Annotated in this window: 17 protein-coding genes; 6 read left to right on the top strand and 11 right to left on the bottom strand. The window is 61.3% G+C overall.

Features of this window, described 5'->3' with window-relative positions; genetic code table 11:
- Positions 1-57: 57 nt before the first annotated feature.
- Together CFI11_RS00735 and CFI11_RS00730 are read right to left on the bottom strand one after the other, a co-directional pair.
- The gene (locus CFI11_RS00735) at positions 58-759 is read right to left on the bottom strand and encodes a response regulator (protein WP_130402088.1); all 702 of its coding nucleotides are present in this window, start codon (positions 757-759) and stop codon (positions 58-60) included.
- Complete coding sequence (locus CFI11_RS00730; protein ID WP_130402086.1) at positions 756-1,268, bottom strand: MarR family winged helix-turn-helix transcriptional regulator; 513 nt, start codon at positions 1,266-1,268, stop codon at positions 756-758. Before CFI11_RS00730 ends, CFI11_RS00735 begins: the two co-directional genes overlap by 4 nt.
- A gap of 165 nt (positions 1,269-1,433) precedes the next feature.
- On the opposite strand from CFI11_RS00730, the gene CFI11_RS00725 reads away from it, so the two are divergent.
- Positions 1,434-2,300: a branched-chain amino acid aminotransferase gene (locus CFI11_RS00725; RefSeq protein WP_130402084.1), complete on the top strand. Its 867-nt coding sequence runs from the start codon at positions 1,434-1,436 to the stop codon at positions 2,298-2,300.
- 459 nt (positions 2,301-2,759) lie between these two features.
- Here CFI11_RS00725 and CFI11_RS00715 read toward each other — a convergent pair whose 3' ends face one another.
- Positions 2,760-3,035, bottom strand: coding sequence for a hypothetical protein (locus tag CFI11_RS00715; protein WP_130402080.1), 276 nt, complete (start codon positions 3,033-3,035; stop codon positions 2,760-2,762).
- A 203-nt stretch (positions 3,036-3,238) separates the two neighbouring features.
- On the opposite strand from CFI11_RS00715, the gene CFI11_RS00710 reads away from it, so the two are divergent.
- On the top strand, positions 3,239-4,795 hold the full coding sequence (locus CFI11_RS00710; protein WP_130402078.1) for an alkaline phosphatase: 1,557 nt from the start codon (positions 3,239-3,241) through the stop codon (positions 4,793-4,795).
- 126 nt (positions 4,796-4,921) lie between these two features.
- On the opposite strand, the gene CFI11_RS00705 is transcribed toward CFI11_RS00710, so the two are convergent.
- Both CFI11_RS00705 and CFI11_RS00700 read right to left on the bottom strand, forming a co-directional pair.
- Positions 4,922-5,818, bottom strand: a complete 897-nt coding sequence (locus tag CFI11_RS00705; RefSeq protein WP_130402076.1) for a sulfotransferase domain-containing protein — start codon at positions 5,816-5,818, stop codon at positions 4,922-4,924.
- A gap of 189 nt (positions 5,819-6,007) precedes the next feature.
- Complete coding sequence (locus tag CFI11_RS00700) at positions 6,008-7,510, bottom strand: NAD(P)/FAD-dependent oxidoreductase (RefSeq protein WP_130402074.1); 1,503 nt, start codon at positions 7,508-7,510, stop codon at positions 6,008-6,010.
- A 338-nt stretch (positions 7,511-7,848) separates the two neighbouring features.
- Here CFI11_RS00700 and CFI11_RS00695 point away from each other — a divergent pair, with 338 nt between their 5' ends.
- Positions 7,849-8,433 (top strand): hypothetical protein, encoded by a 585-nt coding sequence (locus tag CFI11_RS00695; protein ID WP_130402072.1) that lies wholly within the window; start codon positions 7,849-7,851, stop codon positions 8,431-8,433.
- A gap of 4 nt (positions 8,434-8,437) precedes the next feature.
- Here the strand turns inward: CFI11_RS00695 and CFI11_RS00690 are convergent, their stop codons facing one another.
- Together CFI11_RS00690 and CFI11_RS00685 are read right to left on the bottom strand one after the other, a co-directional pair.
- Positions 8,438-8,845: a DUF1801 domain-containing protein gene (locus CFI11_RS00690; RefSeq protein ID WP_130402070.1), complete on the bottom strand. Its 408-nt coding sequence runs from the start codon at positions 8,843-8,845 to the stop codon at positions 8,438-8,440.
- Complete coding sequence (locus tag CFI11_RS00685) at positions 8,842-9,543, bottom strand: glutathione S-transferase family protein (RefSeq protein WP_130402068.1); 702 nt, start codon at positions 9,541-9,543, stop codon at positions 8,842-8,844. Before CFI11_RS00685 ends, CFI11_RS00690 begins: the two co-directional genes overlap by 4 nt.
- Positions 9,544-9,627: 84 nt before the next feature.
- On the opposite strand from CFI11_RS00685, the gene CFI11_RS00680 reads away from it, so the two are divergent.
- The 3 genes from CFI11_RS00680 to CFI11_RS00670 all read left to right on the top strand — a co-directional run bounded on the left by CFI11_RS00680 (position 9,628) and on the right by CFI11_RS00670 (position 12,809).
- The gene (locus tag CFI11_RS00680) at positions 9,628-10,347 is read left to right on the top strand and encodes a YafY family protein (RefSeq protein WP_130402066.1); all 720 of its coding nucleotides are present in this window, start codon (positions 9,628-9,630) and stop codon (positions 10,345-10,347) included.
- Positions 10,348-10,410: 63 nt separating this feature from the next.
- Complete coding sequence (locus CFI11_RS00675; protein ID WP_130402064.1) at positions 10,411-11,742, top strand: lytic murein transglycosylase; 1,332 nt, start codon at positions 10,411-10,413, stop codon at positions 11,740-11,742.
- A gap of 344 nt (positions 11,743-12,086) precedes the next feature.
- Positions 12,087-12,809, top strand: coding sequence for a VWA domain-containing protein (locus CFI11_RS00670; RefSeq protein WP_254448998.1), 723 nt, complete (start codon positions 12,087-12,089; stop codon positions 12,807-12,809).
- Between the two features lie 137 nt (positions 12,810-12,946).
- On the opposite strand, the gene CFI11_RS00665 is transcribed toward CFI11_RS00670, so the two are convergent.
- From CFI11_RS00665 to CFI11_RS00650, 4 genes are all read right to left on the bottom strand, one after another.
- Positions 12,947-14,122 carry an ABC transporter permease gene (locus CFI11_RS00665; RefSeq protein WP_130402062.1) on the bottom strand — a complete coding sequence of 392 codons (1,176 nt, stop codon included), beginning with the start codon at positions 14,120-14,122 and terminating at the stop codon, positions 12,947-12,949.
- Between the two features lie 3 nt (positions 14,123-14,125).
- Positions 14,126-15,712: an ABC transporter permease gene (locus tag CFI11_RS00660; RefSeq protein WP_130402060.1), complete on the bottom strand. Its 1,587-nt coding sequence runs from the start codon at positions 15,710-15,712 to the stop codon at positions 14,126-14,128.
- A 90-nt stretch (positions 15,713-15,802) separates the two neighbouring features.
- A complete protein-coding gene (locus tag CFI11_RS00655) occupies positions 15,803-16,906 on the bottom strand; it encodes an extracellular solute-binding protein (protein ID WP_130402058.1) in 1,104 nt (367 codons plus the stop codon).
- A gap of 142 nt (positions 16,907-17,048) precedes the next feature.
- The gene (locus CFI11_RS00650; protein ID WP_130402056.1) at positions 17,049-18,149 is read right to left on the bottom strand and encodes an ABC transporter ATP-binding protein; all 1,101 of its coding nucleotides are present in this window, start codon (positions 18,147-18,149) and stop codon (positions 17,049-17,051) included.
- Positions 18,150-18,238: the final 89 nt, after the last annotated feature.

Below are 18,238 nucleotides of genomic sequence, written 5' to 3'. Positions count from 1 at the left end.
CTTCTTCTCGATAAAAATACGGAAAATCCGACCGAAAAGGCTAGGCGCCTCGTCCTGTTAGTCTGGCGCCAGCATATATCCCGCGCCGCGCACGGTTTGCAGATAGCGGGGCTGCTTTGGATTGCTCTCGATCTTCCTGCGCAACCGCGTGATCTGCACGTCGACCGCGCGCTCCTGCGCCTGGCCCCTGTCGCGGCCCAGGTCCTCCACCAGCTTAGTGCGGCTCACCGGCTCTCCCGGACAGGCGCTGAAGATGCGCATCAGTTGGCTTTCGGTTGCGGTCAGGCGCACGATCTCCTCGCCCTGCCACATCTCTCCCCGCTCGATGTCATAGCGGATGGGCCCCAGATGCAGGATCTTGGGCACGGTCTCCGCCTCCGGCACCTCGGGCATACGGCGCAGGATTGCGTTGATGCGCAGCAACAACTCCTTGGGCTCGAACGGCTTGGCCAGGTAGTCATCAGCCCCTGCTTCCAGCCCCTGAATCCTGTCTTCGGTATCCCCTTTGGCCGTCAGCAGAAGGATCGGCGTCTCGTGCGTTTCGCGCAAGGCGCGGGTCAGCGACACGCCGTCCTCGCCCGGCATCATCACGTCGAGCACGATCAGATCGAAATCCAGTCCGCTGAGGATGCGTCTGGCATGCTCCGCATCGCGCGCCACGCTCACCAGAAAGCCGTTGCGCATCAGGAACTTGCGCAGCAGGTCGCGGATACGCTCGTCGTCATCGACAATCAGCAGATGCGCGTCGAGATCGCTCATGACGTGCTGTCTTTCAGCCGGACGTAAGCGCGCCGCATATCGGTATCCATCATCGCCTCCAACACCTGACGGAACCCCGCCACTGCCTCCGGTCCCACGTCGCGATAGGCCGCCCGCATCCGGGCGCGCTGTGCATCCGAAAGACGGCTTTCCAGCGCCTCGCCCTTTTCCGTCAGGAACAGATGACGCTCGCGCTTGTCCGCCGTGCCCACGCGACTTTCGACCAGCCCGTCGCTGATCAGCGTTCGCAGAACCCGGTTCAAGGATTGCTTGGTTACACCCAGAATGGAAAGCAGATTGTTAACAGTGGTGCCCGGCGCGCGGTTGATGAAATGGATCGCCCGGTGATGCGCCCGGCCATAGCTGAGGTCCGCCAGGATGCGGTCAGGATCAGCCGTAAAGCCGCGATAGGCGAAAAACATCGCCTCGATCCCCTGCCTTAGCTGTTCGTCCGTGAGATAAAGCAGGCTCTCGCCGCTATAGGTCCCGCCTGTGCGCCCCTCCGACATGGCTGCCCTCGTCACTTGATCTGTCCGTCGCATCTCAGCTTACGTCAGCGTTGTTGACATTCCAACAGTGAAAAGGTATCGAATCACGATTTTGACGCAATATTGTGACCGCTCCGGCCATATCTGCGCAATAAATGAAAAGCCAAAAGGGCGGAAGGAGAGAATATGTCTGGATATGACGATCGCGACGGCCTGATCTGGATGGACGGGAAAATGGTGAACTGGCGCGATGCCAACGTCCATATTCTGACCCATGCGATGCATTACGCCTCCTCCGTGTTCGAGGGCGAGCGCGCCTATAACGGCAAGATCTTCGAGTCCCGCAAACACTCCGAGCGCCTGAAGAAATCCGCGGAACTGATCGATTTCGAGATCCCGTGGAGCGTCGATGAGATCGAAGCCGCTAAACAAGACGTGATGACCGCGTCAGGTCTGTCGGACGCCTATGTCCGCGCCGTCGCCTGGCGCGGTGCGGGCGACGACATGGGTGTCGCCTCCGCCCGCAACCCGGTGCGCATGGCCATCGCGGCCTGGGAATGGGGCGCGTATTACGGCGACTCGAAATACAAAGGCGCCAAGCTCGACATCTCGCAATGGAAACGTCCCAGCCCCGAGACGATCCCCTGCCATGCCAAGGCGGCGGGTCTCTACATGATCTGCACCATGTCCAAACATGCCGCCGAGGCCAAGGGCTGCGCGGATGCCATGATGTTCGACTATCGCGGCTACGTGGCCGAGGCGACGGGCGCCAACATCTTCTTCGTCAAGGACGGTGAGGTGCACACCCCTGACCCCGACTGCTTCCTCAACGGTATCACCCGACAGACTGTGATCGGCATGCTGAAGGACCGCCAGATCAAGGTGCACGAACGCCACATCATGCCGGAAGAGCTGGAAAGCTTCGAACAATGCTGGCTGACCGGCACCGCCGCCGAGGTAACACCGGTGGGTCAGATCGGTGACTGGAACTTCGAAGTGGGCGCACTGACGCAGGACATCGCGGAAGGGTACGAGAAGCTGGTGCGGAGCTAGCTCTTTCTGAGTTGCATCGCCGTCCATGCTGCAAAAGCGCGCCTGTCACTGATCGGCGCGCTTCGAAAGTCCTTTATGGCAGTCTCTGCGGCATCAATGTGCTCGATTGTTTCCGTTCGGGTGAACCTACTGGAGGGATCATAGTCGGCTAAATGACGCTCTTCCTGTAGGGTTCTGAAGAGATTTGCGAAATCTTCGATATCCTTCGGAAATTTTGGCGTCACGGTCTTATTGCCGCACTGCTTCTTGGCATATCCGTGATCTACTGATCTGTAAGCTTGCCGCCATGCGGGTGCGCTTCTCGCTGAGCCTGCAGTCCCAATCAAGCAGTCTGCGCAATTTTGGCAGAGTGTATGGAACATCGCATAATAGGCACTACTCACGGCACGTTTCAGGTCGGACTGTCGTGGCTTTCGTGATGACGTTGGTCCGGCCAGTCGCCTTGCTGTCTTAATCAGGTCAAGCGGCTTCACCGTCAAATTCTTCTTTGGTCATATAAGACGTGATGGGAAAGCGGTCTTCGCCGATCTCCGCAAGTGGCTCGCGAAGATGACGGATCATGCTTTTCACCTTTTTCGGATCAAGACGGTTATCCTCTGTCTCGAACACAAACTTGATACGCAAGATCGGGTCGCCATCGTGATCCAAGTCTTCGCGCACTTCAAACTCCGCGAGTTTAACACCTTCAAAGTGGCTCTCGAACACGTTTCGAATGGTTTCGCGAAGCTCATTCATGTCTATTCGGCCTCCTATGACTGTGTTAAGCTACAAAATAGTTACTGATTTGTGAATCCCCATCCGGCTGAACAGATGTAGTCGCTCAGCGCATCTCCGCCCGTCACAAAACCTTCGCTCCCCTGATCGCGCAGCGTCACAGAATCGCGTTTCCCTAGCGTCACTCCTCGCCCGCCATTCAGGGCCAGCCACAGGGACATCTCATGACGCTCATCACACCCACCCGTCGGGCCGTTCTGGCATCCGGTGCTGCCTTCCTCGCCATGCCGTCGCTCTCCCGCGCCTCTGCGCGCCCGTCCTTCACGCACGGCGTGCAATCCGGCGATGTCGACATCACCTCCGGCATGATCTGGACGCGGACCGACCGGCCATCGCGCGTCATGATGGAGGTGTCGACGACCGAAAGCTTCTCCAACGCCCGTGCCCTGGCGCCGATGGACGCGACGCCCTATAGCGATTTCGCGATCAAGCGGCTCATCGACGGCCTGCCCTCCGATCAGGACATCTTCTTCCGCTTCACCGCAGCCGATCTTTACGATCTGAACGCCGTCTCCGAGCCTATGGTCGGTCGGTTCAGGACCGCGCCCATGTCGCGCCGCTCCATCCGCTTTGCCTGGTCCGGCGACACGGCGGGCCAAGGCTGGGGCATAAACGAAGATGGCATGGCGACCTATGCCACCATGGCGCGGCATGAACCCGACTTCTTCATCCATTCCGGCGACACGATCTATGCCGACAACGCGATGGAGGACGAGGTCACCAAGGATGGCGAGGTCATCTGGCGCAACACCACGCTGATCGACGAAAAGCGCAAGGTGGCCGAAACGCTCGACGAGTTCCGCGCGCAGTGGAAATACAACATGATGGACGACCATGTCCGCACCATGAACGCCTCCGTCCCCACCTTCTTTCAGTGGGACGACCACGAAGTCGTCAACAACTGGTCTGCCAGCAAGGACCTGACCGACGACGACCGCTATACCGAGAAATCGGTTGAGATCCTGACGGCCCGCGCCGGCCGTGCCTTTCATGAAATGACGCCGCTGCGGATCACGCCGGCGGAACCGGGCCGGGTCTATCGCAAGGTCAATTACGGCCCGATGCTCGATGTCTTCTTCCTTGACCTGCGCAGCTATCGTGGCCCCAACACAGCGCCACAGACCGAAGAGTTGACCGATGAGGCCCGCGTTATGGGGGCCGAGCAGATGGCCTGGCTCAAGCGGGAACTGGCCGCGTCGGATGCCACATGGAAGGTCATCGCCTCCGACCAGCCCATCGGGCTGATCGTGTGGGACAATTTCCGCGAGCAATCGGGCTCCGAAGGCATCGCGGATGGCGTGAACGGCCCGGCGATGGGGCGGGAGCTGGAAGTGGCGGAGCTTTTGCGCTTCATCAAGACCGCGAATATCCACAACACGGTGTGGTTCACGGCGGATGTGCATTACACCGCTGCGCATTACTACGACCCGAACAAGGCGCAGTTCAGCGATTTCAATCCGTTCTGGGAATTCGTTTCCGGCCCGCTTCATGCCGGCACATTCGGCCCCAACGCGCTGGACGCGACCTTTGGCCCGGAGGTGCGCTATGTCAAAGCGCCGACGGAAGAACAGGGCGTCAACCTGCCGCCCAGCGCCGGCCTGCAATTCTTTGGCCTGGTGGATATCGACGGGGCCACACAGCAGATGAGAGTGCGCCTGATGGATCGCGACGATACCGAGCTTTACGCTGTCACGCTAGATCCCGAAGGGACGTCGATCTGAGACGCTGAGCACGTTGCAAAGGCCGGATCCGATGCATGCGCTCAGGATCCGGCCCATATCTGGGCTTGGCCTTTGCATTGCAGACGTTCCTCGCGCGACCGCATTCCCGCGCAGATCTTCGCCCGTTTAGCTGGGATCAGGCCCGTCTGTGCCGTATTCCAGCCATGCACGCTCGCTGGGTGTCAGGTAGGCATCCATCATCTTGTCGTAGGCCTCAAGCTCCCGGTCCGTAAGCTGACCGACCCACTTATTGCTGGTGCCGCTGTCGAAAAAATCCGTGTCCGACTTCATGAAACCCGTGCCGCCACCGGGCGCGAAACGTGCGGCCTGCGCCCGCATATTGTCGAAATGCGCAGTCTCAACCAGTTGATCCATCACCTGCGCAGAATGCGTGATGCCCAGCAATTCAGCCAGCCGGGCGAAGGTGCCTGGCAGATCCCGAGTCATATCCGCGTAGTGAAACATCGACACGTTGGGCCGATCCGCGAGGGCCAAGGCCGCTTGGTAGTGCCGGATGATATGGTCGAGCGGCATGGCATCCCCGTCGAACCCCTCCGCCCCGCCATCCAGAAAGCGCCGGAAGGTGACGCCATCGACATCGTCCTCCGGATACCACAGGCCGAACCACGGCATGGGAATATTACGCAGGTGTTTGCGATATGAGAAATGGGCATCGAGCGGATGGCGAAATACGCAGATGTACTGTGCGTGATCATCCAAAGGTACGCCGTCCATGGGCGTATGACTTTTCATACAGCGCCGATGGGTCATTGCCTCAAGCCGCGCGGCGACGTCCGGCATCTCGCGCACGCGAATGTCGATCCAGGGCATTTTGACGGAAAGCTCCGCTTCGACAGCAGGGTCGCCCGTGAAAAGCAGCGCCACGATGGTTTGCACCCAGGTCGTACCGGATTTCGGCGGGGTGACGACAAATACATCATCCGGGCGAATGTGGACCATGTCCCACCGTCTGTTGTCGGTGAGCGGGCCAAGATAAAGCTTGCGTCCGGTCAAATCTACCATCCGAAATAAAATGCAATATCGCCAAGGAAGACCGAAGAGGCCCCAAAAGCAAACGATAAAGCGGTCAAAGACGGCGTGTCGGGTGAGCGGGCCGGACTGTACAGCAAACGCGTACCCATCCTAGGTCGCGCCAATGCGACCGGTTTTTGATCTGCTTTCTGCCTAGTAAACAGTCCGCATACGCCCGGTTTATGAGGCAGCGACACCTTCCCGCCGTGTCATCTCTGGCTTGGCGGAGGAGAGGTGCAGCTCAGGATCCAGAAGCGGGGCTTTGAGAAACAGCTTGCGGTCCTCATCGTAGCTTTGCGTGTGGACCCACGGGGCGCGATCTCCCTGCTTGGGAAAGACGTGGTTGCCACGGGCAAGGTAGCCGGAAGAAAAGCCATCGATCCAGGGACGTGGCACCATATCCGCGTCTTTGGGGTCCAGAACCGGTGTAAACGCATCTGCGCCGTCGGCATCGAGCCGTTTGATCAAGCGGCAGATGTATTCCGCGATCAGTTCAACCCGCATGGTCCAGGATGCGTTGAAGTATCCAAAACTGGAGATCATGTTCGGCACGCCGGAATATCCGACCCCCTTGTAGCTCCATGTCTCGTTGAAGCGCACGCGTTGGCCGTCGACCTCTACCGCGATCCCGCCAAGGTGTTCCAGCTCAAGCCCCGTCGCGGTGACGATCATGTCCGCCTCAAGCTGCGCGCCGGATGCCAGCGCGATCCCCGTTTGCGTAAACCTGTCGATGTCGTCCGTCACCACCGAGGCCGAGCCATCATTCAGCGCGTTAAAAAGATCGTTGTCCGGGATCAGGCACAGGCGCTGTTCCCACGGATTGTAGGAGGGCGTGAAATGAGCGTCGAGGATATCGGTGCTCACGACATTGCTCGCCAGTTTGCGCAGATGGGCCTTGATCGCATCCGGCTCTTCACGGGCCTTGCGGAAGAAATATTGCTGAAGGCGGACATTTCGATACCGGGCGAGGCGGCTGGCCAAGCCTTTCGGCAGGATGCGATTGAGCACTTTCGCCAAAGGATCTTCTGCCGGGCGGGAGACCACGTAGGTGGGAGAGCGCTGCAACATCGTCACATGCGCCGCTCTTCCGGCCATCTCGGGGACGATCGACATGGCTGTTGCACCAGACCCGATCACAACGACACGTTTACCGGAATAGTCCAGATCCGCGGGCCAGGTCTGCGGATGCACGATTTGGCCAGCATAGTCATCCTGCCCTTTGAAATCAGGAGTATAACCACCGCGATAGCTGTAATATCCAGTACCCATGAAGAGGTATTGCGCGATAAAGCTGTGGGGCGTGCCCGTATCCTGATCAATCGCGGTAACGGTCCATCTTGCCGATTGGCTCGACCAACTGACATCGGTGACTTTCAGGCGAAACCGGATCTTTGGATAGATCCCGTTTTCGTGCGCGGCCTCTTCGACATAGTCACGGATTGTCGCGCCATCGACGATAACGCGGTCCTTGTCCCAAGGTTTGAAGGTAAACCCCAGCGTATGCATGTCGCTATCGGACCGGATGCCCGGATAGCGAAACAGATCCCACGTTCCTCCGATGGCATCCCGACCCTCCAGAATCGTAAACGATTTTTCCGGGCAGCGTTTCTGCAGGTAGTAAGCCAGACCGATACCCGAAATACCGGCACCAATGATCAGAACGTCGAATTTCGTTTTGGACATGATGGTTCAGCCTCCTCCCGCCAAACGCTCCGTCCCCCTAAGCAACACCTAAGCACGCCCCGCCGTCATGCGCCAAGGACCGAGGGCGCAGTCCTGACGTAGCGTTAAAGCGACCGCCGGCGCGGTGGAGAACTCTGGAACCGGCCCTCCTGCTGTCGAAACAGCCGCAGTCGCAACGTGATCGCGACACTGCCTTGCGCGTCTGGATCGCACGTCAACGCAGCGCGCCAGTGTAAGCCAAGGCAATTTCCGCTTGTTGTGATCCACGCGCGCTCGACAATGACGGGGCCGCGCGTTAGCACCGAAGGGCGATATGGGATGTGCCGGGGCACCGACTGATGAAAAAACTGATTTATGTCATGTCCTTGCTGACACTCTTGGTCGCCGGCTGCACGACGGTCCCCCCGGCCGACCGGCGGGTCGCTGAAAAAGCACAGATCACCGAACTCGCGGCCTCCATCCGCGCGCTCGGGCCAGAGGTCGACCCCGAAGAAGCCGAGCGCGCTGCACGGATCGCCTACAGCCATACGCATGAGTTGGCGATCCAATACCAGATCACCGATCCCCCGCTGATCCATAACACCAAGGTCAACATGGGTCTGCGCCCGCGCGGTCTGTGCTGGCATTGGGCGGAAGACATCGAAAACCGGCTGAAGCAGGAAAACTTTCAGACCCTCGACCTGCACAGGGCGATTGCCAATTCCGACAACCCGTTTCGGATCGAACACAGCACCGCCATAGTCAGCCGCAAGGGCGACTCGATGTTTGATGGGATCGTTCTGGACCCCTGGCGCAAGGGCGGCATCCTGCATTGGACACCGACGCGCACCGATACGGACTACAATTGGTTGCCGCGGCAGCAGGTTTTCGAAGCCAAGCGCGAACGGCTCAGAGCGCGCCAGCGGCTGTCGACGCAGGGCTGATCCGTCACTTTTTCAAATGGTAGGTCAGCGCGTGACGGATCAGCATGCCGTGACGCGCCGGGTCTATCTGGTCAACAGATCCGAAATGGACCGCGCGATTGCCCTCGATCTTGTCCTGGCCGGGAAATGTCTCGGCAAAGGTCGAGATAATGGACGAACCGCAATGCGCGTAGATCGCAAACCCGTCCCCGTCCTTGGGCACGCCAAGGCGCAGCGTTGAGCTGGACTTCGTCTCCGGCGTCAGATAGGCCGGCTGTCCCCACCGCAGGCTTTCTTCGATCCGGCCCGCTTCTGGCGTGTCTTCGGCAACGTCGAAGACAAGGTCACGCAACCGAAGAAGTCCCGGTTGCGCAGCCTTTGGATAGGCCAGAAAGGCATCGGCGACGGCTTTTGACGCGAAGGGCCGTTTCATGAGGGCAAGATCTCCGCCTGTACCCGGTCGATATAGCGAGAGAGTAGCAGGTCCTCGGCCACACGACGAGAGAGCGGTGTCTCCACCGGCGTTGACCGGGCGGCCGCGAGCATCGGCGCCATGCTCAGATCGGCAAGCGTGATCCTTTGCCCCATCAGGTAAGGCCCGCGCCACAGAAATGCCGACAGCGCTTCAAGGTCCTGCTCTAGCCGGCCCATCCGCTCGGCCGCTGTCAGCCGTCCAAGGCCCTGAGCGTCCATCGCCTTGAGTATGGTCTTGCGCAGGGCATGGGTTACCGGCTTGCGCAAAAGGCGCGGGATGGACTGGAAATAGGTCTCGCGGATCACCGGCCAGACATCCTCCCGCCCCCAGCGGTCAAGGACAAGCTGGAAGTAAATATGCTCTTCCGCCATCCGGATCAGCGCATGGCTTTGCGCCTTTTCGACGTCGCTCAGCCCCTCCTGAAAATCCGCGCCAAGCCCTTCAAGATAAAGCTGAATGTTATGGCTATCGGGGATCAGATGACCGTCCGCGGCGCGCAGGACCGGAAGCTTCTTGTAAGGCATCATCCGGGGGTCGTTTCGATCTTCTCGGGTCCAGGGCTGACCGGACAGGGCCAGCAGATATGCGGCTTTGACACAAAAGGGGCTGAGGCTGAACTGACCGAAGCCGCCGGGATAGGTAATCAGAGTAATCATCAGGGTGCTCCTCAAAATGGATGTTGCCTTTCTACGCCCCAATGCTGACAGTTTCTGGCAGTAGGTTTCGGCTAAGGTTGTCCAATGTCCCGCACTGCCCGCCTGTTCCAGATGATGCAATACCTGCGCCGCGCAGCCCCGCCCGTGACGGCGGAGCATCTTGCGCAGGATCTCGAAATCTCCCTGCGCACCGTTTACCGCGACATCGACGCGCTGCGGGGTCTCGGCGCGGTGATCGATGGAGAGGCGGGGTTTGGATACACCCTGATCGAGGACGCGGCTCTGCCGCCTTTGGGGTTTGAGGATGAGGAACTGGAGGCCCTTGTTCTGGGTCTTCGGGAAGTGGAACAGATCGGCGATGCGGATCTGGCCAAGGCGGCCGGGACCGCATTGTCGAAGCTGCAGGCCCGCCTTCCGGCCAGTCAGTCGAACCGCCTGAAACATGCCGTCCTGACGGCCAAGCGTTTCAAACGACCCGAAGCGGCGGGGATCAGCGTCAAGGCCTTGCGACAGGCGACGTGGGACGAGCGCACCATCGATTTTGACTATCGCGATGCAAAGGGGGCTGAGACGCATCGGCGGGTCGATCCGCTGGGCCTGTCTTATATGGACAATTCCACCGTTATGCTGGCCTGGTGCCATCTGCGCGAGGATTTCCGGGTGTTCCGGCTGGACCGGATGCAGGCCCTTACCGTGACCGAAGACAGCTTTCGCCCCCGCCGGGTGCCATTGCTGCGAGAGGCGGTCGAACATATCCGCCGCGAGGTCGCCGCGCTGGCGGAACGCCGCGGGCCGCAGGATTGATTGCTTTTGAAATAAGGCGATTTTGGGTATGATCTGCCTGAGCAGACATTGAGGCACAAAAAAATGCACAGTCTTTCCCTGGCCGTGGGCATCACGGTTCTTGCCGGGTTTGCCGCGGAAGCAGGCGCGGTGACATCCTCCTTGCGTCCTGAGATGCGCGTGCCGGCGGCATCTGCGAATGTTACGCTGGCTGAGGCCGAGGTGACCCGATCGATCCGTCCGAACCTGCGTCCGGAATTGATTACCGGCCAACCCGTCGCTGAGATTTCCCAGAAAAATCAGAGGTTTCAGAACTGGATCGGCGCGTTCAAACGGCGGGCGATGGCTCAGGGCATTGAACGCGCGGTACTGGACCGCGCGTTCCGGAGCGTGCGCTACGACGCCGACATCATCAAGAGAGATCGCAACCAGTCCGAGTTTACCAAGACGCTTTGGGATTACCTCGACAGCGCGGTGTCCGACACGAGAGTGAGAAACGGAAAGGCCGCCCTGAGAGAGCATGGCCGCACACTCGACGCGATCGAGGCGCGCTATGGCGTGGACAAGGACGTGGTCGTCGCGATCTGGGGTCTGGAGAGTGCCTATGGCGCGGTCCGGGGCAGCACGCCGATCATCGAGGCGATGGCGACGCTGGCCTTTGACGGGCGGCGTGGGGCCTTCTTTGAAGAGCAGCTCATCGCGGCGCTGAGGATCCTGCAAAACGGCGACACCACGCCGGACAACATGACCGGGAGCTGGGCCGGGGCGATGGGGCACACGCAATTCATGCCGACCTCGTTTCTCAGCTATGCCGTTGATTTCACAGGGGATGGGCGCCGCGATATCTGGTCGGACGATCCCACGGATGCGCTGGCCTCCACCGCGGCCTATCTGAAAAATTTCGGTTGGATCAAAGGCCAGCCCTGGGGGGTGGAGGTGCGCCTGCCCTCTGGGTTTGACTATCGGCTCGCGAACCGGGAGACCAAGAAAATGCCCAGCGACTGGGCGCGGTTGGGCGTGACGGATATGGGCGGGCGCGCGGTGCCGGATCACGGGTCGGCTTCGGTCCTGCTGCCGGCGGGAGGGGACGGTGCGGCGTTCCTGATCTTCAAGAATTTCGCCGTGATCGAGCGCTATAATACGGCGGATGCCTATGTGATCGGGGTCGGGCATCTGAGCGACCGGATCACCGGGGGACCACCCATTCAGAGCGACTGGCCCCGCGGGGACAGGGCGCTGACCTTTTCGGAGCGCAAGGAGATGCAGACCCGGCTGACGCGCGCGGGGTTCGACACCCAGGGCGTCGACGGGCGGATCGGACCCAAGACGATCAACGCGGTGCGCGCGTTTCAAAGTGCGAACGGATTGATGCCGGACGGGTATGCGTCGCTGAACCTCCTGAAGCAGTTGCGCTGAGAAGCGTACGGTCTGTTAACCGGACGAACATGAAGAGCCGGGGCGTGTTCGCGCGGCCCCGGACATTGTAATTTGGGTGGTTCGTACGGGATGTCGTACGAAACGGGCCTTTTGAAATGAAGGCCCTTCCGGCTTTTCGGGCAATATTGGGCGGTTTGTACGGATTTTCGTACGAAATCGCTTTTGGACGGGTCAGATTGGCACTGGAGACCTGAAAAGCAGTTAATTTCGGCGAATATGCCGCAGGAGAGGACCGCAAGACGCGTCGCGACGGAGGTCGAATAGACAGACGGCCCCCCGCCTGTCACGATATGCCATCTGGTCGGATTGGAAGGGCGCGCGACATGAGACGGTCAGGCAGGATATCGGCGGCGGCGCTGGCCTTGGCGCTGGCGGCGGGAGAGATGGCGCAGGCCTCGGACGATTGCACGCAGGATGCGATGGTGGTCTTTGACGGGTCGGGGTCGATGTCGGAGATGGGGTTCAATCTGCTCGACACACCCCGGATCTTCGAAGCCCGCCGGGCGGTGCGGGAGGCGATGCCACGGATCGCGCCGTTCCGAAATCTGGGCCTGATTGTCTACGGACCGGGAGCACGGGATGCCTGCAGCAATATCGACCTGAGATTTCTGCCAGAGCCGGATGCGGCGGAGCGGATCGTGTCGGAAGTGGATGCGCTGGAGCCTGCGGGCGACACCCCGCTGACGGCCGCGGTCATGCAGGCAGCGGAGGCGCTGGAATTCCGGGCGGAGCCGGGCGCCATCGTGCTGGTGACGGACGGAAAGGAGACCTGCGGCGGTGCGCCCTGTCAATTGGCGGCAGAACTGGCGGCGGACGCCTATGACCTGACGGTACATGTCATCGGCTTCAAGGTACGCGGGGAGCATTTCAGCTGGGGCGAGGCCGGAGAGGCGGAGTATCGCAACGGCACCACCGTGGCACGCTGTCTGGCGGATCGGACGGGCGGAACCTATGCCTCGGCCGAGACGGTGGAGGAGCTGGTCGACGCGCTGGATGACACGTTGGGGTGTCGGTTGATCGGCGCTTTGGAACGGCGGCGGGGATAGGGTTTCGCCGCGCGTGGCGCGTCGACCGACTGGGGGGCTAGCCCCGTCGCCACTGTCGCTCGGACCAATGGCGCATCCAATGGCGACACCCCTGGGATATTTTTGACCCAAAGAAGTACTGGACGGGTTTTCTTACATTACCCGGGGGACATGCCGCGCAGGCGTTCGGAGCGGCGGCGGAGGAGTTCGACGACCGTGAGGAGCGCGATGGAGATGACAACGAGGATCGTCGCGACGGCGAGGATCGTGGGGCTGATCTGTTCGCGCAGGCCGGTGAACATTTGCCAGGGGAGTGTCTTTTGGCCGGCGGAGCCGACGAAGAGGACGACGACAACCTCGTCAAAGGAGGTGATGAAGGCGAAGAGGCCGCCGGAGATCACACCCGGAAGGATCAGGGGCATCTGGACGCGAAAGAAGGTGGTGACGGGCCCGGCGCCCATATTGGCAGCGGCGCGGGTAAGCGAGCGGTCGAAGCCCACGAGCGTCGCGGTTACGGTGATGATGACGAAGGGGATACCGAGGGCCGCATGGGCGAGCACGACGCCGAGATAGGTGCCCTGAAGGCCGATGCGGCTGTAGAAGAAGTACATGCCGGCAGCCGAGATGATCAGGGGCACGATCATCGGGGAGATGAGGATCGCCATGATGGCCTGACGGAAGGGCACATGGGGCTGGCTGAGGCCGATGGCGGCCAAAGTGCCGAAGGCGACCGACAGGAGCGTGGCAACGGGCGCGATCTGGAGAGAATTGCGCAGGGCGTTCTGCCAGTCTGAATTGGTGAAGAAGTCCTCGTAATGTTTCAGCGAATAGCCAGCCGGGTCGAAGCGGAGCATTTCGGGCGTGAAGGTGAAGAAGTTCTGGGCGTTGAAACTGAGCGGCATCACCACGAGGATCGGGGTGATCAGAAAGACGAGGATCGCGCCACAGAGCACGCGAAAGGCGTAGTGCCAGAGCACCTGGCCGGGGGTGAGGTAGGGCGGAAGTTTGGCACGGTAGCGGCCTTCGGCCAGCCAGAAGGTGAACCAGCCGAAGAAGAGACCCGCCGCGGCGCCGATGATGGCGCCGGGAAGGGCGCCCAGCGCATAGCCGGCAACGAGGAAGATGGCGACAAGCGCAAGCCGGGCAAGCCGTTCGTTGCCCAGGCGCGTGGAGATGAAGGCGCTGGCGGCGAGGATGACGGCCCCGGTCAGAGCGCCGACAAAGGCGCTGCCCTGAGCGGTGCCGACAAGGAGGCCAAGGCAGGTGCCCGCGGCGGCGACACAGGCAACAAAGAAGCGCGGCGGTGTCGGCTGGATCTGGGTGAGGACAGTCATGGATCAGCCTCCCAGCTTCACGTTGTCGATGCCGACGATGCGGTCATAGCACCAGTAAAGGAGCAGGACGACGCCAAGGAGGATCGCGCCCAAGGCGGCGGCAAGGCCCCAATTCAGCGACGTGGAGATGTGGTAGGCGATGCGGTTGGAGATGAAGGTGCCGGTGGTGCCGCCCACGATCTCGGGCGTGATGTAATAGCCGATGGCGAGGATGAAGACGAGGATGGACCCAGCGCCGATCCCGGGCACGGATTGGGGGAAGTAGACCCGCCAGAAGGCGGTCCAGTTGGTCGCGCCGAGGGATTTGGCGGCACGCAGATAGCTGGGTGGGATGGTCTGCATCACGGAATAGAGCGGAAGGATCATGAAGGGCAGAAGGATATGCGTCATCGCGATGATGGTGCCGAGCTGGTTGTTGATCATGATCAGTCGGGCGGCATCGTCGACGAGACCGAGCCAGACGAGGACATCGTTGATCACGCCCTGCTGCTGGAGCATGACTTTCCAGGCGGAGGTCCGCACGAGCAGGGACGTCCAGAACGGAAGGAGGACGAGGATCATCAGGAGGTTCGCGGTGCGCATGGGCAGGTTGGCGAGGAGCCACGCGACGGGGTAGCCGAGGAGGATGCAGGAGACCGTGATGATCAGCGACATGATGAGCGTACGCTGGAAGAGCATCAGGTAGATCTGCTGGCCCTGGGGGCGGAATTCGGGGCCATCGATGCTTTTCTGCATGTCGACGGAGTTCAGGAAATAGCCGGACGTGTAGGCGGGCGAATAGATCTGGAGGGTGCGCCACATCCTTGGGTCGAGCCAGTCTTCGTCGACGTCTTCGAAGGAGGCGGTGAGGGAGACGGTTTCAAAACCGGAGACATCGAGGCTGGAGAGGCGCGGGTCGGGGGGCTGGGCGCCGTTGCGCAGGTCGATGTAGAGGGTGGTGAAGAGGAAATCCTCGACGTCTTCGGAGGCGGGGTCGTCGTCCTGGGCCAAGAGGTAGGCGGACCAGCGGTCCCAGGTGCGGGAGGTCAGGGGCAGGGCGTCGCGGGTGGCGGGGTCGTCCAGCATCTGGACCCAGGCGGAGGGTTCGGAGAGGGCCGGAGAGGCGGCGGTGATCTGGTCGGTGTAGATGTCGGTGTCGAAGCGGGCGACCCGGCGACCGGATTTGCGGAAGAGGGAGGAGGCGCCGGTCTGTTCGTAGTTGAGGCGGGTGCCGAGGCGGGTGTGAAGCTTTTGCTCCTGCGCAAGGAAGATGTCGATGTAGAGCGCCTCGAACACGGGCTCGGAGGGGGGTGTGTCAGAGGTGGCGTCCCAGTCGGAGAGGGCGACGACGGTTTCGGGGAGGGTTTCCTGAACGATCTGGTTTTCGACCGAGCGGAAGAGCATGTCGGCGATGGGCGCGATGAAGGTGACGAGGACGAAGATCAGGAGCGGTGCGATGAGCATCAGGGCGCGGATCTTCTGCATCCGGAGCGCACGGGCGAGGCTGCGCTTGAGCGGGGTGCCGTCGGCAGCGAGCATGGGGCCATCTGTCGCCGCGGAGGCGCTTTGGGGACGGGTGACGGGGGCGGGGCCGGCTGCGGTGTCGCTCATGTCGGTGTCTCTTGAGGGGGGCCGCTCCGCCAGCCCGTGCGGGCTGTTGTCGCGGCGGGTGCGGGCGGCTGACGCCGCCCGCAGGAGGGGTTATTGGGCGAGCCAGGCCTGGAATTTCGCGTCGATGTCGTCGCGATAGTCGGCCCAGAACTCGTAGTTGAAGAGGAACGTGTTCTCGGCATTGGCCGGATCGGTCGGCATGTGCGGCGCCATGTCGATGCCGAGGGTCGCGTGCTGACCCACCAGAGGCGCGGAGGATTGGCGCGCGGGGCCGTAGGAGATGTATTTCGCCTGATCCGCGAGACGCTGGGTGTCGGTGGCGAAATAGACGTAGTCAAGCGCACGGGCCTGACGTTCGGGGCTGAGACCGGTGGGGATGATCCAGCCGTCCAGATCGAACATCTGCCAGTCCCAGAGCATGGCGACGGGCTGGTCCTGCTCCTCGATCACTGAAAAGAGGCGTCCGTTGTAGGTGGAGCCCATCACGACCTCGCCATCGGCCAGAAGCTGGGGCGTGTCGGCGCCGGCGGTCCACCAGATCACGTCGTCCTTGATGGTGTCGAGCTTGGCGAGGGCACGTTCCTGACCCTCTTCGGTTTCGAGCACGTCATAAACCTCGTCGATGCCCACGCCGTCGCAGATCAGCGCCCATTCCATGTTGGCGATGGGGCGACGTTCGAGGCTGCGCTTGCCGGGATAGGCTTCGGTGTCGAAGACGTCGCAGACGGTGGAGGGCGGCGTGTCACCGACCAGATCGGTGCGGTAGCCGAAGGTGGTGGAATAGACGATCTGAGGGATGAAGCAGTCGGACACGATCAGATCACCGAAATCCTCGGTCGCGGGTGTGCCGTCGGGGGCCGGGGCCAGTTGCTCGTCAAAGTCGATCTCCATCGCGAGGCCTTCGTCGCAAAGGCGGATCGCGTCGGCGGCCACGACGTCGACCACGTCCCAGGTGACGTTGCCGGCCTCGTTCATGGCGCGCAGTTTGGCCACCGCTTCGGCGGAGCTTTCATCGTTGATGATCTGGACGCCGGTCATTTCCATATAGGGGTCGTGATAGGCGTTCTGCTGGGAGGCGGAGTAGGCGCCGCCCCAGCTGACGATCGTCATTTCGCTGGCCATCTCCTCGGCGCTTGTCATGCCGGCGGCCAGAGTGAGGGCCGAAGTGGCAAGCAGGGTCTTTGTGAGGTTCATCTTTCTGGGTCTCCCGTTTTTGATGAAGGGGGTCCGTTGGGACCTTTTTGCCGGGCGGTCTTGGTGCCGCCCCTGGATCCGTCAGCCGGCAGGACGCGCATGTGGCCCTGCAAAGGTCTGACGGCATGAAGAGGTCGGGCGATCACGCATCGAGCGCCCGGCAATCCTGCGGCAGCCAGCCGATGTCGATCTGCTGGCCGGGCTGGAGGCGCACCTGATCGGGCGCGTTGCGTGTCTTGATGATGAAATCGTCGGTGCCGGCGACGCGCAGGCGGGTGCGGAAGATATCGCCCATATAGATGAATTCCAGCACTTCGGCCTTGAGCGTATGGGCGTCCGCGCCGAGCCGGTCTGCGTTCATCTCGACCCGTTCGGGACGGATGGAGACGCGGGTGCGTTCGCCGGGTTTGGAGACGTTCACGGGTTTGGCGTCAATAAGCTCTCCATCGTCGAGCTGGACCAGGGCGACGCCTTGCTTGATCTCTTTGATCACGCCTTCGAGCGTATTGTTTTCGCCGATGAACTGGGCGACGAAGCTGTTCTCGGGCTCTTCATAGAGCGCATCGGGGGAGGCGAGTTGCTGGATCACACCGTCGTTGAAGACCGCGACCCGGTCGGACATGGTCAGCGCCTCGGTCTGGTCGTGGGTGACGTAAACGACGGTGATGCCGAGATTGTCGGCGATGTGCTTGATTTCAAATTGCATGTGTTCGCGCAATTGCTTGTCGAGGGCGCCGAGGGGTTCGTCCATCAGAACGAGATCGGCTTCGAAGACGAGGGCACGGGCCAGCGCGATACGCTGTTGCTGGCCACCGGAGAGTTGCGAGGGCCGACGACCGCCGAAATCACCCATCTGGACCATGTCGAGGGCGCGTTTGACTTTCTCTTCGCGCTCGGACCGGCCCATTTTGCGGACCTCCAGAGGGAAGGAGAGGTTTTCAGCCACGGTCATATGCGGAAAGAGGGCGTAGTTCTGGAACACCATCCCGATACCGCGTTTATGGGGCGGGATGTTGTTGATCGACACGCCGTCGAGGCGGATATCGCCATGGGTGGCTGTCTCAAACCCGGCGAGCATCATCAGGCAGGTGGTCTTGCCGGAGCCGGAGGGGCCGAGCATGGTCAGAAACTCGCCCTTGGGCATGACGAGGTTGAGGTCTTTGACGACGAGGGTTTCGCCATCATAACTCTTCTGCACGCGTTCGAATTCGACGAACGCGCCGGAGGTGGATGTGTCGGCCAAACGAGGCTCCCCTTGGACTTCGTGGCAGTTGATCTGCCTTGTTCCGCGTTGAGTCTAAGCACAAACGGCGTTTGAGGTGCAAGCTCATC

It is taken from the genome of Thalassococcus sp. S3 (assembly GCF_004216475.1).
In the GTDB taxonomy this organism is placed as follows: Bacteria; Pseudomonadota; Alphaproteobacteria; order Rhodobacterales; family Rhodobacteraceae.
The sequence above is the reverse complement of the archived record's forward strand: the minus strand, read 5'-3'. Positions and strand labels throughout refer to the sequence as shown.

Excerpts from the sequence above, each read along its gene's own strand:
- CFI11_RS00665 (WP_130402062.1), bottom strand. The coding sequence starts at position 14,122 with ATGACTGTCCTCACCCAGATCCAGCCGACACCGCCGCGCTTCTTTGTT.
- CFI11_RS00685 (WP_130402068.1), bottom strand. The coding sequence starts at position 9,543 with ATGATTACTCTGATTACCTATCCCGGCGGCTTCGGTCAGTTCAGCCTC.
- CFI11_RS00675 (WP_130402064.1), top strand. The coding sequence starts at position 10,411 with ATGCACAGTCTTTCCCTGGCCGTGGGCATCACGGTTCTTGCCGGGTTT.
- CFI11_RS00695 (WP_130402072.1), top strand. The coding sequence starts at position 7,849 with ATGAAAAAACTGATTTATGTCATGTCCTTGCTGACACTCTTGGTCGCC.
- CFI11_RS00705 (WP_130402076.1), bottom strand. The coding sequence starts at position 5,818 with ATGGTAGATTTGACCGGACGCAAGCTTTATCTTGGCCCGCTCACCGAC.
- CFI11_RS00660 (WP_130402060.1), bottom strand. The coding sequence starts at position 15,712 with ATGAGCGACACCGCAGCCGGCCCCGCCCCCGTCACCCGTCCCCAAAGC.
- CFI11_RS00730 (WP_130402086.1), bottom strand. The coding sequence starts at position 1,268 with ATGTCGGAGGGGCGCACAGGCGGGACCTATAGCGGCGAGAGCCTGCTT.
- CFI11_RS00700 (WP_130402074.1), bottom strand. The coding sequence starts at position 7,510 with ATGTCCAAAACGAAATTCGACGTTCTGATCATTGGTGCCGGTATTTCG.
- CFI11_RS00670 (WP_254448998.1), top strand. The coding sequence starts at position 12,087 with ATGAGACGGTCAGGCAGGATATCGGCGGCGGCGCTGGCCTTGGCGCTG.
- CFI11_RS00725 (WP_130402084.1), top strand. The coding sequence starts at position 1,434 with ATGTCTGGATATGACGATCGCGACGGCCTGATCTGGATGGACGGGAAA.
- CFI11_RS00735 (WP_130402088.1), bottom strand. The coding sequence starts at position 759 with ATGAGCGATCTCGACGCGCATCTGCTGATTGTCGATGACGACGAGCGT.
- CFI11_RS00690 (WP_130402070.1), bottom strand. The coding sequence starts at position 8,845 with ATGAAACGGCCCTTCGCGTCAAAAGCCGTCGCCGATGCCTTTCTGGCC.
- CFI11_RS00680 (WP_130402066.1), top strand. The coding sequence starts at position 9,628 with ATGTCCCGCACTGCCCGCCTGTTCCAGATGATGCAATACCTGCGCCGC.
- CFI11_RS00715 (WP_130402080.1), bottom strand. The coding sequence starts at position 3,035 with ATGAATGAGCTTCGCGAAACCATTCGAAACGTGTTCGAGAGCCACTTT.
- CFI11_RS00710 (WP_130402078.1), top strand. The coding sequence starts at position 3,239 with ATGACGCTCATCACACCCACCCGTCGGGCCGTTCTGGCATCCGGTGCT.
- CFI11_RS00655 (WP_130402058.1), bottom strand. The coding sequence starts at position 16,906 with ATGAACCTCACAAAGACCCTGCTTGCCACTTCGGCCCTCACTCTGGCC.